The sequence below is a fragment of the Acinetobacter pittii ANC 4050 genome, assembly GCF_000399685.1.
Lineage (GTDB): Bacteria > Pseudomonadota > Gammaproteobacteria > Pseudomonadales > Moraxellaceae > Acinetobacter > Acinetobacter pittii_E.
Map to the genome: position 1 here is coordinate 1334068 of NZ_KB976987.1, position 16046 is coordinate 1350113.

Below are 16046 nucleotides of genomic sequence, written 5' to 3' on the forward strand. Positions count from 1 at the left end.
GGCTAACAAAACGCAGGGCAACAGTTTTCAACAAAACCATGCCTATGCTAATATTCTAGCACTTTTGCATTTTCTTTTTTGGAGTTCACGTCCATGGCGGGTCATTCTAAATGGGCCAATATTAAGCATCGTAAAGCGAAACAAGATGCAAGTCGCGGTAAAGTTTTTACTAAATATATTCGTGAAATTGTGACTGCTGCCAAACTTGGTGGTGGAGATGCTGCTAGCAACCCTCGTCTGCGTGCAGTAGTTGAAAAAGCACTCTCAGTTAATATGACACGTGACACCATTAACCGTGCGATCCAACGTGGTGCTGGTGGTGAAGATAATGATGATTTAAAAGAAGTAACTTACGAAGGTTATGGCGTTGGTGGTGTTGCTGTTCTTGTTGAAACAATGACAGATAACTTAAACCGTACCGTACCAGACGTACGTCACTGCTTTAGTAAGACAAATGGTAACTTAGGAACTGCGGGTTCTGTATCTTATCTATTTACTAAACGTGGTGAGATTACTTTTGAAGATGTTTCTTTAGAAGATAAAATCATGGAAGTTGCTTTAGAAGCTGGCGCTGAAGATATTGAAGTTTCAGAAGATGAAATTTTAGTAATTACTTCACCTGAGACCTTTGGTGAAGTTCAAGATGCTCTCGCTGCTGCTGGTTTAAAATCTGACAACGCAGAAGTTGTGATGAGTCCATCTACAAAAGCTGAAATTACAGATGTTGATCAAGCAAAACAAATTCTAAAAATGATCGATATGTTTGAAGATCTCGATGATGTACAAAACGTTTATACCAACGTTGAGTTCTCGGATGAGGTTTTAGCTCAATTAGATGCCTAAATCAGACATTTGAATGAAAGAAAACGCACCATCTGGTGCGTTTTTTTATAGTTTATTAAGTAAGTTATAGCAGTTAAACACATTATATTTTTTAATGACAAAGCTTGAATGTAAAGCAACAACATTGTCAATTTTTCCAATACGTCTTAACAAAATTTCGCTGTAGTCATCCATGTTACGCGCTACAAGTTCTAAAATAAAATCAGCACTTTGCCCTGTCACCAAAAAAGCATTAGTGACTTCTGGAATTGCTTCTATTTCAGCAAGAAACTTGTCAAACGTTTCACTATCATGCTTGCTTAATGAAACTTGCAATAAAATATGTAAAGTAAATCCAAGCTTACTAAAGTTAATTTCCCTTTTAAGCTGGCCCATAATGTTGGCTTCAATCAGGTGCTTGATACGACGATGTACAGAACTGACTGACAGATTGATCCGTTCTGAAAGCTCATTCAAATTTAGGTCTTCATGAGACAAAATTTCTAGAATTTGTTTATCAAAACGGTCCAACTCCATTCTTATCTCCAGCCAGAATTTTACAATAAGGACAGTATACCCTATACGACTACTTCTGCATTGAAAATACAAAGGGTTAAAGGCAGCTAAAAACAACTTTGCCAATCAAATGCACCTGCAAACCCTTCTACACTTTCTACTCGCACACCTTTAATATGGGAAGCTATTCAAGTATCAATCTCTTAGCAAAATATCACTGCTAGTGAAATGAGATTAAAAAAAAGAGCCTTGAAAGGCTCTTTTTTAAGGGTATTAGTGCATTGCCTGAATTTTTTCCAAGAAGAGTTTCGCACGTTCATGGCGAGCTTCTAAATTATCAAAGAATTCATGCGTTGGGCAGTCTTCTAAAATTTTGCCTTCATCCATAAAAATTAAACGGTTAGATACTCTTTTAGCAAAGCCCATTTCATGGGTAACACACATCATGGTCATGCCTTCATGTGCAAGTTGCACCATAACTTCAAGTACTTCACCAACCATTTCCGGATCAAGTGCAGAAGTTGGTTCGTCAAACAACATACAGATTGGGTCCATAGACAAACCACGTGCAATTGCTACACGTTGCTGCTGACCACCTGATAACTGACCAGGAAATTTGTCTTTATGAGCGAGTAAACCTACACGCTCTAAATATTTCAATCCTTTTGCACGAGCATCTGCAACTGAGCGCTTTAAAACTTTAACCTGAGCGATCGTCAAATTTTCCAAAACAGTCATGTGTGGAAAAAGTTCAAAGTGCTGAAAGACCATTCCTACTCTTGAACGGAATTTAGCAAGATCCGTTTTTGGATCTTTAAGCGAAATTCCATCAACAATAATGTCACCTTGTTGAAATGGTTCTAAAGCATTTACTGTTTTAATGAGTGTTGATTTTCCTGAACCAGATGGTCCACACACAACAACGACATCACCTTTTTCAATACTCGTCGTGCAATCTGTTAAAACCTGAAAATCACCATACCATTTAGAGATATGTTGGATGTCTATCATTGGCATTTAAAATCTCCAATTAGCGAATGATGGCAATTTTTTGCTGTAAGCGTTTGACTAAATGCGATAGCACAAACGAGCTACAGAAATACACTACAGCGACGATTAAATAGAATGTTGCTTTTGTTTCAGGCCCATAAGTATTAGCCAATGTATCTGCACGACCTAAAAAGTCTGGTGCACTAATTACATAAACTAATGAGATGTCCTGAAATAGAATAATTGTTTGAGTTAACAATACTGGGAGCATGTTACGGAAGGCTTGAGGTAAAACCACGTAGCGCATTGATTGACCATAGGTAAACCCTAGCGCATAGCCTGCATGGACCTGTCCTTTTGAAATAGACTGAATTCCGGAACGTACAATTTCCGAGAAAAAAGCTGCTTCAAAAATCGCAAAGGTTACAACGCTTGAGAACAACGGCCCCCAATAGGTATCAGATTGAAACTCAAAAATTTTCGGCAACAAAAAGTAAAAAATAAAGATCACCTGAATTAGTGGAATACCACGAAACAGATCAACATAAAATTTTGCAAAATTGCTGGCGATAGCATTGCTAGATAAACGCATCATTGCCAATGGGGTTCCAATTAAGATACCGCCCATCATTGCCAATACCGTTACGGTAAGCGTAAAAGTGAAACCTTCTTTGAGTGCTGCAATCACATCAGGGTTTTGTAATAAAGAAAAATCCATGATTACTTCCCTCCTGAACCTAAGCCAGGTACAGCCATTCGTTTCTCAATCCATGCCATCACAAACTTAATGCTATAAGTAATAATTAAATAAACAGGAGTAGAGAGAATAAGAATGATAATGTCCTGAGAAGTTTCTTCACGCATGGTTTTCGTATAAGCAAAGAAATTCAACACACTCAAGGCATATAAAACAGCTGAGTTTTTGAAAACGTTCATTGCTTCAGACGTAATCGTTGGCCATACAGTACGATATGCAACCGGTAAAATGACATAACGATAACTTTGTGCTGTCGTAAACCCCATAGCGGAAGCTGCAAACTTCTGCCCACGAGAAACGGTATTAATACCGGCACGTATGTGCTCAGATACACGGGCAGCCGTGTAGAGACCCAATGCAAAAACACCAATAACCGCAGGTTGCTGATTCAAAATATTTTTCCACCACCCCCCAGCAACTACATCCCCACTACCTGCACTTAAGCTGTCCGGTAAAAATTCGGGAAAAACAAAGGCCCAGAAGAATAATTGCACAATAAGTGGAATATTACGGAAAATTTCAACGTAACAATTGCCGATAAATGCGAGAGGTTTGTTAGGTAATGTACGAATTACCCCGAGGAGAGAACCTAATAAAAATGCGATAAGAAAGGCTATAACAGCTGTCCAAATCATAGTGAACACGCCTGAACCTAACATTTGTAACCATGTGGGTGCCTCAGCATAAGTATTGTAGCTTGAGCTACCAATAGCTTTACAAACTGATTCTGCCCATGCGGCTTTATCGACACCATATTCATTAGACTCCGCACAGAATATAGTCCAGTTTAGCGAGCCGACTGACATGTTTGCCCCTTAAATTAATATCTTTAGAAAATAGACCACTTGTGCAAATGAATTTTTACACTTGCACAAGTAAATTTAGGACAAAAAGATCCAGTTAGATTCCTGCATCTGTTGGGTGAGCTTTTAATTTCTTATAAGATGAACTTTGTTGCATGTTCAAATTCGTGTTTTTTGGTGGAATTGGTGATAAGAACCACTTTTTATATAAAGCGTCCATTTGACCAGTTTTCCATAAATTATTTACAGTGCGGTCTGCAACTGCTTTAAATTTTGGATCATCTTTAGCAAGCATAATGCCGTAAGGTTCAGATGAAAGTACCGGTCCTACAATTGCAAACGCTTTAGGTGTAGAAGATTTAGCGATCAAGCCTGCTAAAATATTATCATCCATTACAAATGCAGCAGCACGGCCAGATGCCATCATGGCAAAAGAGTCAGCATGATCTTTACCATAAATATTTTGAACATTAACAGCCTGACCTTTTTCATTCATCTTGATGTATTTGTCAGATGTAGTGCCTTGAGTAGTAACCACTGCCTTACCATTTAAGTCTGCTAAACTCTTAATGCCAGAGCTCGCTTTAACAGCCATACGTACTTCAGTTGCGTAGTAGTTTGTTGAGAAACCAACTTGTTGCTGACGTTGTTTAGAGTTTGTAGTCGTACCACATTCCATATCGATATTGCCTGCCAAAAGCTCAGGAATACGTGTTGATGATGTTACTGCCTTGTATTCAACTTTTAACCCAGGCATTTTCAATTCTTTTTTAATGTCATTTGCAAACTGGTTACAGATATCGACTGCATAACCTACTGGTTTACCTGCAACAACATATGAAATTGGATCTGAAGATTCTCGATGACCAATTACGATTTTTCCGGTACTTTTAATTTTAGCTAATGTATCTGCTGCTTGAATTTGAGAAGTAGCGCCAACCGTACAAAGCATAACTGTTGAAATAATGAGAGAGGTTGCAGAACGTTTCATAAGAACTCCTTGATGATCATTCTCTCTATTTATCTATAGAATCATTCATATAGGGCAATAGAGTGATTTATTATTAAATTGCAATTATCGAGCCAACTTTTCCAAGCAGGACACATCCATTTGCTTCACTTATTTTATTCAATCTGTTTTGCAGAATTAATACCTTTAAAACTGCTCACATGTTTCTACTTTAATCTATGTTTTAATCTTCTGTCTATTATTAAGCTCATCTATTTACACTTAAATGTGGCAATTATTGATTACAATGTAAACACACGCACAATAAAGTGGCTTAACTTTGCCTAAAAACAGTATTTAGAAGAATTGTATTTTCCAAAAAATCATAAAAATTAAAATTATTAGACATTTAGGTAAAATTAAATTTATAGAGTTAAAAGTCTTTCAGTTAGTACAATAATATAAACAAATGGCCTGATAAAAATCATTTAGAAAATTGATAGTAATACCTGAATAAATAAATTAATTATGGAAGATAAAAAAAGCCCCGATTTTCTCAGGGCATTTTATGACTTTAAATTCCGCGCCAATCTACACGCGCATTACGCTCAGTTTGATATATTCTTAAAACATACTGACCAAGAGGTAAATCGAGTAAATTTTGCTGATAGTTATTCCACTCTTCTGAAGCATCTTCCGCCTCTTCGCGTTCCCACGGCGTACCCTTTATTTCCAATAAAGGAGCAAGCATAGAACATACAGAAATGTCAGCAAGACTTAAGCGATCACCCACCATATAACGTGCCTGATTTTCTATTAAGCAGTTATTTAGTTCATTTATGAGTTCATCCATACGTTCTTTTGACTGACTCACTAACTCCTCTTCAAGTTTATAGTTCTTTTTTACCAGTGTCTTGAGAAAGGGTTTCGAGATTTTTTCAAACTGACGCAAATAGCCTTGTTCACCCATCATAATTTCTAAAGCATGGTCACCATGTGCCAAAGTGTGAGCCAGAGCCCAACGACGGACATGAATACCTAGCTCATCAGCCAAACTATCTATTTTTAATGTTTGCTGTCTTAATTGTTCATCACGACGTAACAGTGAGTGCTCTGGATAGGTATCATCCAGATAAAGTGCAATTTTAGTCGATTCAGCAATCCATTGATGATCATCTTTCAAAATAGGCAATAAATTTTGGCCTGTTTTGAGTTGTGCAAAAGCACGATGAAATCCTGGAATTAAGTTATGAGCCACATAATCAAGTTCTTTATGGTCTAACAACCAGCGAGCTTTTTCACAATAATGGGACAAAGGAAACTGATACAAAACCCGCATAAAATCTCCACGTTTATTTTTATTTGACTATATGTACAAAAATGGTCGATGGTAAGTAGATACTTTAGAAGCTATTTTTAATGAAAACAATGGATATTGTGCTCATTTTTCACTGACAGTTAGGTCTATATTTTTTATATCTTTTTTTACCGTACTTATAGCTCTTTTTCATATTAAAACCTTTTTAGTTATTCATTTTACAGATAAAAATCATAATTTATTGATTTTTAATATATTTCTATATCTCTATTTATCTATTAAAAATCAAAAAAAGTGCTTTGCATTTTTATTCATAAGCTGAGCATAAGTCCTCGTTTAGTGGAAAAATATTTTTTTTGTAAGGTAGTGACAGCAATACAAGGTGTCATTATGTCTAATTCTCTATCTAAAACGACGGCATACGTCCAAATCATTCAAAATGATCAACAAGCGATTAATGCTGCTTATCAAGTAGCTGATTTTGCTTTAGAGGGTCGTAATACACGTGATCAACAACGCTTATTACCGTATGAGCAAATTGAAAGCTTTAGCCAAAAAGGTTTAGGCGGAATTCGCATTGCAAAAAAATACGGCGGAGCTTTTGTTTCTAATAAAACTTTGGCTCAAGTTTTCCGTATTTTAAGTAAAGGCGATGCGAATGTTGGTCAGATTCCACAAAATCAGATTAGCCTGTTAAACCTGATCGAAATCATGGGCACAGAACAACAAAAACAATTTATCTTTTCAGAAATATTAGCCGGTAAACGTCTTGCCAACGGTGGTCCCGAACGAAATACCCATGACTCAAAAACCTTAAAAACTACTCTTACTATTGAAAACGATAAATATATTTTAAATGGCGAAAAATTTTATTCCACAGGTACAAGTTTTGCGCATTGGCTTGCAATTAAAGCCATTCATCCTGAGGGCCATGTCGTTTTAGTCATTGTTAACCAAGATGCTCAAGGCATTCAAGTCATTAATGACTGGAATGGCTTTGGTCAGCGTACTACAGCAAGCGGTACGGTTAAATTAACTCATGTTGAAGTTAATCCTGAGCTTATTTTTGATGAACGCTTATTGACGCAAACCCCAACTTATCGCGGTGCTTATTCGCAGTTATTACAAGTAGCGATTGATGTAGGTATAGCGGAAGCTGCTTTTGACGATACTTTATCGACTATCCATAAAGCACGTCCAATTATTGATGCAAATGTTGAAAAAGCCAGTTTTGAACACTACACCCTACAAGAAGTGGGTAAGTTAAATATTTTGCTCGATGCTGCAATTCTACTGCTTGATGAAGCTGCTGAATATTTAGATGAACTTGACCAACTTCAAACTGTGACTGATGAACAAGTAGCTAAAGCTTCAATTTTGGTCGCAGAAGCGAAAGTCTATGCCAATGATGCGGCTCTACAAATCTCTGAAAAACTACTAGAGCTGGGCGGTAGTCGTTCAAGCTTAAGCCAACACAATTTAGATCAACATTGGCGAAATGCCCGTGTACATACCTTACACGACCCTGTTCGCTGGAAATTACATGCCATTGGCAATTATTACCTTAATGGTCATTTCCCTGCCCGCCATGCTTGGATTTAAGGAGAAATTGTCATGACTTCATATCAATCGGTTCAAACAAAACAAACATCGGCATCTGGCCAAGCACACATTATTCAAAATGATGCTGAAGCTTTAGAAGTTGCAAAACAGTTTGCTGAACAATTTAGAAAAACTGCAGTTGAGCGAGATGCTAAACGGATTCTACCGTATACCGAAATCGATGCTTTGAGCCAATCAGGTCTTTGGGCAATTACAGTGCCAAAGCAATATGGCGGTGCTGAAGTTTCCAGTCATACTGTTGCTAAAGTGATTGCACTTTTAAGCGGTGCCGATGGTTCAATTGGACAAATTCCACAGAACCATTTCTATGCTTTAGAAGTATTGCGCAATACAGGCACAGAAGCTCAGAAACAACGTTTATATGGCGAAGTGTTAAATGGCACTCGCTTTGGTAATGCCCTTGCTGAGTTTAAAACCAAAACTTCAACTCATAAACAAACCAATATCCGTCCGCATGAAAATGGGTATTTGATTCAGGGTGAAAAGTTTTACTGCACAGGAAGTTTATTTGCTCACCGTATTCCAACCTTAGTTTTAGACGATGCAGGTCGAGAGTATTTAGCATTTGTAAAAAGTGGTTCACAAGGACTAAAACTTGTTGATGACTGGTCTGGCTTTGGACAGAAAACCACAGGTAGCGGCACGGTTAAATTTGATCAGGTTTTTGTCGATGCAGATGATGTTATTCCTTTTGATATTGCATTTTTACAACCAACCTTAGTGGGTCCTTTTGCCCAAATTATGCATGCATCAATTGAGGTAGGCATTGCTCGAGCGGCATTTGAAGAAAGCTTACAAAGAGTGCATCAGGCCCGCCCGTGGATCGATTCAAATGTAGAAACTGCAAACCAAGATCCTTTAACGATTTATGAATTAGGATGCATTGCCGTAGATGTACGAGCAAGTGAAGTGTTATTAAAACAGGCAGCGCAATCAATTGATGCCGCAAAAATTGAAACCACGCCTGAAAGCATTGCAAAAGCTTCAATTGATGTGGCCAAAGTACGTGCTCATAGTAGCGATACAGCTCTCAAAGCATCGTCTAAGCTGATTGAACTTGCTGGAAGCCGTGGTAGTCAGTCACAAGATGGTCTAGACCGTTTTTGGCGCAATGCACGTGTGCATACGTTGCATGATGCTGCACGATGGAAATATTACTTTATTGGGAACTATGTGCTTAACGGTGTTTTACCACCTCGTCGGGGGACATTGTAATGGCAGATTTCAAAGCAAAAGAGATTTTACTTAATGCCTTTGATATGAACTGTGTGGGACATATCAATCATGGCTTATGGACACATCCACGTGATGAATCACACCGATTTAATGAACTAAGCTATTGGACAGAACAAGCCAAAACCTTAGAAAGTGGTTTATTTGACGGCTTGTTTATTGCCGATATTACAGGTGTGTATGACGTCTATCAAAACGGTATAGATCTCACTTTAAAAGAGTCTATTCAACTTCCAAGCCATGACCCATCTACACTCATTTCAGCTATGGCAGCAGTCACTCAAAATTTAAGTTTTGGGGTCACTGTGAACTTAAGCTATGAGCATCCGTATCAATTTGCCCGCCGCTTTGCGAGTCTTGACCATTTAACTCAAGGTCGTATTGGCTGGAATATCGTGACAGGTTATCTAGATAGTGCAGAACGTCTAATTGGCCAAAAAGGTTTAAAAGACCACGATGCTCGCTATGAACAAGCCGAAGAGTTTTTAGAACTTTGCTACAAATATTGGGAAGGTTCATGGGAAAACGATGCAGTTAAAAAAGATAAAGCACGGCGCGTTTTTACAGACCCATCCAAAGTGCACACCATTCACCACCATGGAAAGTATTACCAGAGTGAAGGCGTGTTTCAGGTGTCTCCTTCTGTGCAACGCACTCCCACTCTATTTCAAGCAGGTGCTTCACCAAAAGGTATGCAGTTTGCTACTCGTCATGCTGAATGTGTATTTATTGGCGGGGATAAACCCGAAAAAATTCGCGAACAGGCGAAAAAGATTCGTGCTCTTGCCGAACAGCAAGGCCGTTCAGCGGATGACATTAAAGTCTTTGTTGGCATAACCGTTGTTGTTGCCGAAACACATGATCTGGCTGTACAGAAACTGAATGAATACCGTCAGTATGCAAACCCTGAAGCTGGCTTAGCGCATTATGCGAGTTCAACTGGTATCGACTTAAGTAAATTTGCCGACGATGAAGCGATTCCTTACCAAAAAAGTAACAGTATTGTTTCAATTACAGAAAAATTTAAAGAGCAACAAATCACAAAAAATGATTTAAAAGCTCAGCATGTTTTAGGTGGTCGTTATCCCCTCATCGTGGGTAGTGGTGAAGAGGTTGCTGAATACTTAATTCATCTTTTAGATGAGACAGATATTGATGGCTTTAATTTGACACGTACCGTTGCACCTGAATCTCACCACGACTTTATTCGCTTGGTTATTCCTGAGCTACAACAACGTGGTCGCTATAAAACTGCATATAAAACGGGTTCACTGCGGAACAAAATTTTTAATCGGGGTGATCAATTACCAGAACAACACCCTGTTCAAGCGTTCCGATGTAGTCCCTATAACAACAGCAAAAACCTAACAACAATTGAAGAAATAACCGCTTAAATTTGGAGATAGACATGGCTCAAACAGCCTCTAAAAAATGGCTAGGCGTAGGCTTAGTCGTTGTAGTCCTTTTTGTTGCTTTATTCTTTTGGAATAAACACCGTCAAAGTGGCTCAAATGAACTTGTGATTGGCATTAGCCCACCATTTGCAAAAACCTTACAAGCTGCTGCTGATGAAGCAAAGCAACAAGGTTTAAATGTGAAACTGGTTGAATTTTCTGACTGGAATACACCAAACATTACTTTAAATCATGGGGATATTGATGCGAACTTTTTCCAGCATCAGCCTTTCTTAGACAATGCGATTAAAGAAACTGGCTTTAAACTAAAGGCATTTGCAGTGGGTGCAGCCTCACATGTGGGGCTTTATTCAAAGAAATATAAAAGCCTTGATGAATTGCCACAAAACGCACGTGTAGTCATTCCAAATGATCCAGTGAATCAAGGTCGTGCCCTACTACTTTTACAGCAAGCTAAATTAATTACGCTTAAAGATTCAAACAATCATTTATCTGCACTCAAAGATGTGGTTTCAAACCCTAAAAACTTGCAATTTATTGAAGTTGAAGGACCACAGACTGCCCGTGCAATTGATGATGTTGATTTGGCTTTTGGCTACCCACATTACTTGCGCTTAGCAAAAACAGCTGACCCTGATAGTGCACTTTTACTAGATGACAATACCAATAAACGTTACGCGATTTTGTTTGTGGTGCGTGACGACTATCAGGACAAGGGCGACAAATTAAAGAAATTTGTTGAGATCTATCAAAACTCGCCAAAAGTTAAAGCTGTGTTAGATGCTGAGATTGGGCCAAAACTTTGGTTCCCTGGCTGGAAGTAAGGAGAATGACAATGGTGAGTTTTGGATCACAAGTTGATTTTTCTCTACCTCATATCAAAATTCGCGGTTTAAATAAGTTTTACCAATCGCAGGGTCAAAAACTGCATGCTTTAAAAGAGATTAACCTTGATATTCCTCAAGGTAAGATTTTAGGCATTATTGGTAAAAGTGGTGCCGGAAAATCTTCCCTACTCCGCACGTTAAATGGCTTAGAACAAGTGAATACAGGCAGTATTCATATTCACCAACAAAACATTGCTGAATTGAGTCATTCCGAGCTTATTCAAACTCGCCAACGTATTGGAATGATTTTTCAACATTTCAATTTGATGTCTGCAAAAACGGTCTGGGAAAATGTGGCATTGCCCTTAAAAGTTTCCAATTACAACAAAGTAGATATCGATCAACGTGTAAATGAAGTTTTGGCTTTAGTTGGACTCTCGGATAAGTCTGGTTACTACCCATCACAACTTTCAGGCGGGCAAAAGCAACGTGTCGGTATTGCACGTGCACTTGTTCACCACCCTGAAATTTTACTTTGTGACGAAGCAACCTCCGCGCTTGACCCTGAAAGTACCGCCACTATTTTGGCTTTACTTAAAAAGATTAATCAGGAGCTCGGCTTAACCATTGTACTCATCACCCATGAAATGCAGGTTATTCGAGAAATATGCGATCAAGTCGTGGTGATTGATCAAGGTGAAATTGTAGAGGCAGGACAAGTTTGGTCCGTATTTTCACGACCAGAACAGCAAATTACCCAAGAATTGTTAAACCTTGAGCAGATCACTCTGCCTTTTAAAATCAGTCCTCTACCCGATGAAGATTCAACTCATATTATTGTAAAACTGAAGTATGAAGCTGAAGCACATCTGGTTCCAGATATTCAAGAACTACTTACTAGATTTAAAGCACCCGTCAATTTATATCAAAGTCAGGTCGATACCATTCAAGGGCACATTATTGGCTCACTTTTAGTTGGTATTCCTAACGTAGAAATTGATCTTTCATCTATACGACAAGACGCATCAACTGCAATTGCACAATTTGAGGTACTTGGCTATGCACGACCAGCTCATTGATTTATTAATTACTGGAACTGTAGATACCTTACTCATGGTAGGTGCGTCTGCATTTATTGCTTTTTTAATTGGCTTACCTATTGCTGTTGTTTTAGTCAGTACATCTGAGCACGGCATTCACCCTTCACAAAAGATTAATCAGGCTTTAGGTTGGGTCATTAACATTACTCGCTCCGTACCCTTTTTAATTTTAATGGTTGCGCTTATTCCGCTTACTCGCTGGATTGTGGGTACAAGTTATGGTGTATGGGCAGCCGTTGTTCCATTGACGATTGCTGCCATTCCCTTCTTTGCCCGTATTGCAGAAGTCAGCTTACGTGAAGTCGATCAAGGCTTAATTGAAGCGGCACAGGCCATGGGTTGTAACCGTAAACAAATTATTTGGCATGTACTTTTACCAGAGGCTTTACCGGGAATTGTTGCCGGCTTTACCGTGACGATTGTGACGATGATTAACTCCTCTGCGATTGCTGGTGCTATTGGTGCAGGTGGCCTAGGAGACATCGCATATAGATATGGTTATCAACGTTTTGATATGCAAATTATGTTGGCTGTAATTTTTGTGCTCATTGTTTTAGTCATGTTAGTACAAGCGACTGGCGATGCATTAGCCCAGCAACTTGATAAACGTAAAGTTTAAAAGCAATACAACCCCGCTCTAGCCATGACTTTGTCATGGCTTTCATGTAAAATCAGCGACAATTTTTAATTTACACATTTGTGAGTGGTTTTCATGGGTTTTAATTGCGGTATTGTTGGTCTGCCAAACGTAGGGAAATCTACCCTTTTCAATGCATTAACGAAAGCAGCGATTGCAGCGGAAAACTTCCCTTTCTGTACCATTGAACCAAACACAGGTATTGTTCCTGTACCAGATCCACGCCTAGACAAACTTGCTGCGATTGTTAAACCACAGCGTATTTTGCCAACTACAATGGAATTTGTGGACATTGCAGGTCTTGTTGCTGGTGCATCAAAAGGTGAAGGCTTAGGTAACCAATTTCTTGCTAACATCCGTGAAACTGATGCAATCGCTCATGTTGTACGTTGTTTCGAAGACGAAAACGTGATTCACGTAAATGGTAAAATTGATCCATTAGACGACATCGCAACTATTAATACTGAACTTGCACTTGCCGATCTTGAAACTGTTGCTAAAGCAGTTTTACGCTTAACTAAAGTTGCTAAAGGCGGTGACAAAGAAGCTGTAGCAACTAAAGCAGTTTTAGAAAAAATTCAACCTTTACTTGACGAAGGTAAACCAGCTCGTGCGGCTGATTTGTCTGATGACGAACGTAAATTAGTTCGTGGTTTTGGTTTAATGACTTTAAAACCAACCATGTATATTGCAAACGTTGCAGAAGACGGTTTTGAAAACAATCCGCACTTAGACGCAGTAAAAAAACTTGCTGCGGAAGAAAACGCAATTGTTGTTCCACTTTGCAACCAAATCGAAGCTGAAATTTCATTATTAGAAGATGAAGATCGTGCTGAGTTCCTAGAAGCAATGGGCATGGAAGAACCGGGCTTAAATGTGGTTATTCGTGCAGGTTATGCACTTTTAGGTTTACAGACTTATTTCACTGCAGGTGTACAAGAAGTACGTGCATGGACAGTAAAAGTTGGTGCAACTGCTCCTCAAGCTGCTGGTGTTATTCATACTGACTTCGAAAAAGGCTTTATCCGTGCTGAAGTTGTTGCATACGATGACTTCGTACAATACAACGGTGAAAACGGCGCTAAAGAAGCTGGTAAATGGCGTTTAGAAGGTAAAACTTACGTTGTTCAAGATGGCGATGTAATGCACTTCCGTTTTAACGTATAAGTTAAAGCTTAAGAAAAAGCCCCAATATGTTGGGGCTTTTTTATATTTAATGGTTTACATCCATCATCTCTCGTTTACTGCGCGCCTCTTGTGAAATACGCGCATGCAAAGGCTTTCTAAAACCTAACATAAATATAAATTCTGCCAATACAAATAATGGCCCTATCGCAAGTCCTATCACATCATCAACAAAAGCTGGCTTTTTCTTTTCGAAATAATGTCCCACAAATTGAAAGACCCAACCCACCACAAAGAAACCAATACTTGCCGCTAACCATTCTCCAAAAGAAAACTCGGCAATTTGGCTCGCCAGTGGATACACAGCGGCCAAAAGAATTAGCATGAGTAAACCAAAAACTTTATCTAAAATAAAATAATAGATGGTACTAGCTGCAATCAGCCCCATGGCTAAAGTAAGCTTAAAACTACCAATATCAATGCCTGCTCTTGCGGTTAAACACAAAATTGAAAACACGATGAGAGGAATACCAATAAAATGCGTCAAAATATTTTTATGATTTAAATGATAAGCCGCATATTTGCTAAGCTGTTGCTCCAGATTTGACATGAGTTATTCCCTATTCACTTACATATAGTCATACTGTACATATAAGGAAAACTTAAAGTTGTCAGCTATTTGACAAAGTAAAGAACTTTTTCATGGATGACCGGATATTGGACCTAATTTATATTAACCGACTAAAAGAAAACACATGGTTTAGTGTGCTTCCAGAAACATTCCAAAACTTTATTTTAGAACATGGCAAGCAAATCACCTTTGAGAAAAATAGCTATGTTTTCCATGCTCAAGATGTATTTGATGGCATTTATACCGTACTTGAAGGCTCAATTAGCTTGGGTTATGTCGATGTAAACGGTAATGAAGCTCTTTCTGCTATTGCTGAGCCGATTATGTGGTTTGGTGAAATATCATTGATTGACCATGAGCCGCGTTCACATGACGCAATTGCTTTGAAAAAAAGTAGAGTACTGCACGTTCCCGCAAAACCTTTAAATGAACTACTCAAAGAAAATCCCTATTATTGGTACTACTTTGCACGTTTAACCAGCCAAAAACTCAGGTATGTTTTCTTAGAACAGATTGCGATACAAACACGCAGTATTTCTCAAAGGCTGGCTCAACGTCTTCTGTTCATTCTAGAAGGATATGGCAATCATATTCTTATTCAAGATCGTCACATTCATATTTCTCAAGAACAGTTGGCCAATATGCTGACCACATCTAGGCAAACGATCAATCATGAACTGAACCTACTCGAAAAGCAAAAGATCATCAAAATTGCTTTTAGAAAAATTGAGATTTTAGATATTGAGAGATTGAAAGGAGTTGCTCAAGCACAATCCTAATTTTTTAAAAGCGGCTAAATAATAAAAACTTAAAATTAAATTAAAAAATTAGATAACACTGCAAAACAACACATTGTTCAAACTCTATTTCCACAAAATAAATGTGTTAAAGCAGATATTTTCACCCTACACTCAAGCTGAGCAATAATACTCAACAAGGCGCTGATTAACATGAAAAAATTATCAACAATTCTTACAGCAGGCGTATTGGCTATGTTAAGTGTTTCGGCATTTGCATGTCCTAAAGGAACTCAACTACAAGGTGGTACAGGACCAAATCATAAAGGTGGAAAATGTGTAGCAGTACATGGAAAAGCTACCGCTCAAAAAGTGAAGAAAGAAGCAGCTAAAACTAAACAGGATGTAAAAAAAGATTTAACTACGCAAAAACATGACGCAATGACCAGTGCGACTCATGCACAACATGAATCACATCAAATGACTCACCAAATGAAGCAAGATGCTGTAAAAACTGCAAACACAGCTAAAGCTGCAACAAAACCGTAATTAACATTCACCTA

At 38.4% G+C, this 16046-nt stretch carries 17 protein-coding genes; 10 read left to right on the forward strand and 7 right to left on the reverse strand.

The annotated features are described in order from the left end of the window. Positions 1 to 93: 93 nt before the first annotated feature. On the forward strand, positions 94 to 843 hold the full coding sequence (locus tag F931_RS10055; protein ID WP_016141260.1) for a YebC/PmpR family DNA-binding transcriptional regulator: 750 nt from the start codon (positions 94 to 96) through the stop codon (positions 841 to 843). A 45-nt stretch (positions 844 to 888) separates the two neighbouring features. On the opposite strand, the gene F931_RS10060 is transcribed toward F931_RS10055, so the two are convergent. The 6 genes from F931_RS10060 to F931_RS10085 form a co-directional block, all read right to left on the reverse strand. After that, a complete protein-coding gene (locus tag F931_RS10060; protein WP_016141261.1) occupies positions 889 to 1359 on the reverse strand; it encodes an Lrp/AsnC family transcriptional regulator in 471 nt (156 codons plus the stop codon). Positions 1360 to 1611: 252 nt separating this feature from the next. Beyond that, complete coding sequence (gene gltL / locus F931_RS10065) at positions 1612 to 2355, reverse strand: amino acid ABC transporter ATP-binding protein (RefSeq protein WP_002114298.1); 744 nt, start codon at positions 2353 to 2355, stop codon at positions 1612 to 1614. Between the two features lie 13 nt (positions 2356 to 2368). Next, complete coding sequence (gltK, locus tag F931_RS10070; protein WP_016141262.1) at positions 2369 to 3046, reverse strand: amino acid ABC transporter permease; 678 nt, start codon at positions 3044 to 3046, stop codon at positions 2369 to 2371. Positions 3047 to 3048: 2 nt separating this feature from the next. Further along, positions 3049 to 3891, reverse strand: coding sequence for an amino acid ABC transporter permease (gltJ, locus tag F931_RS10075; protein WP_016141263.1), 843 nt, complete (start codon positions 3889 to 3891; stop codon positions 3049 to 3051). A 94-nt stretch (positions 3892 to 3985) separates the two neighbouring features. Then, a complete protein-coding gene (gene gltI / locus F931_RS10080) occupies positions 3986 to 4879 on the reverse strand; it encodes an amino acid ABC transporter substrate-binding protein (protein ID WP_016141264.1) in 894 nt (297 codons plus the stop codon). Between the two features lie 532 nt (positions 4880 to 5411). After that, positions 5412 to 6176: a glutathione S-transferase family protein gene (locus F931_RS10085; RefSeq protein ID WP_016141265.1), complete on the reverse strand. Its 765-nt coding sequence runs from the start codon at positions 6174 to 6176 to the stop codon at positions 5412 to 5414. 345 nt (positions 6177 to 6521) lie between these two features. Here F931_RS10085 and F931_RS10090 point away from each other — a divergent pair, with 345 nt between their 5' ends. From F931_RS10090 to ychF, 7 genes are all read left to right on the forward strand, one after another. Beyond that, the gene (locus F931_RS10090; protein WP_080649471.1) at positions 6522 to 7757 is read left to right on the forward strand and encodes an SfnB family sulfur acquisition oxidoreductase; all 1236 of its coding nucleotides are present in this window, start codon (positions 6522 to 6524) and stop codon (positions 7755 to 7757) included. A gap of 12 nt (positions 7758 to 7769) precedes the next feature. After that, positions 7770 to 8993: an SfnB family sulfur acquisition oxidoreductase gene (locus F931_RS10095; protein WP_016141267.1), complete on the forward strand. Its 1224-nt coding sequence runs from the start codon at positions 7770 to 7772 to the stop codon at positions 8991 to 8993. Then, complete coding sequence (gene soxA, locus F931_RS10100) at positions 8993 to 10405, forward strand: LLM class flavin-dependent oxidoreductase (RefSeq protein ID WP_016141268.1); 1413 nt, start codon at positions 8993 to 8995, stop codon at positions 10403 to 10405. Before F931_RS10095 ends, soxA begins: the two co-directional genes overlap by 1 nt. 14 nt (positions 10406 to 10419) lie before the next feature. Then, positions 10420 to 11250 (forward strand): MetQ/NlpA family ABC transporter substrate-binding protein, encoded by an 831-nt coding sequence (locus F931_RS10105; RefSeq protein ID WP_005304526.1) that lies wholly within the window; start codon positions 10420 to 10422, stop codon positions 11248 to 11250. A 5-nt stretch (positions 11251 to 11255) separates the two neighbouring features. Then, positions 11256 to 12332, forward strand: a complete 1077-nt coding sequence (locus tag F931_RS10110; RefSeq protein ID WP_080649472.1) for a methionine ABC transporter ATP-binding protein — start codon at positions 11256 to 11258, stop codon at positions 12330 to 12332. After that, entirely contained in the window at positions 12313 to 12972 is a 660-nt protein-coding gene (metI, locus tag F931_RS10115; protein WP_004792864.1) for a methionine ABC transporter permease, read from the forward strand. The genes F931_RS10110 and metI overlap by 20 nt, the downstream gene beginning before the upstream one ends. Before the next feature lie 93 nt (positions 12973 to 13065). Beyond that, the gene (gene ychF / locus F931_RS10120) at positions 13066 to 14157 is read left to right on the forward strand and encodes a redox-regulated ATPase YchF (RefSeq protein WP_016141270.1); all 1092 of its coding nucleotides are present in this window, start codon (positions 13066 to 13068) and stop codon (positions 14155 to 14157) included. 46 nt (positions 14158 to 14203) lie between these two features. Here the strand turns inward: ychF and F931_RS10125 are convergent, their stop codons facing one another. Continuing rightward, positions 14204 to 14725, reverse strand: coding sequence for an Mpo1 family 2-hydroxy fatty acid dioxygenase (locus tag F931_RS10125; protein ID WP_016141271.1), 522 nt, complete (start codon positions 14723 to 14725; stop codon positions 14204 to 14206). A 92-nt stretch (positions 14726 to 14817) separates the two neighbouring features. Here F931_RS10125 and ntcA point away from each other — a divergent pair, with 92 nt between their 5' ends. After that, positions 14818 to 15525, forward strand: coding sequence for a Crp/Fnr family transcriptional regulator (gene ntcA, locus F931_RS10130; RefSeq protein ID WP_016141272.1), 708 nt, complete (start codon positions 14818 to 14820; stop codon positions 15523 to 15525). A gap of 171 nt (positions 15526 to 15696) precedes the next feature. Then, a complete protein-coding gene (locus F931_RS10135; protein ID WP_016141273.1) occupies positions 15697 to 16032 on the forward strand; it encodes a hypothetical protein in 336 nt (111 codons plus the stop codon). Positions 16033 to 16046: the final 14 nt, after the last annotated feature.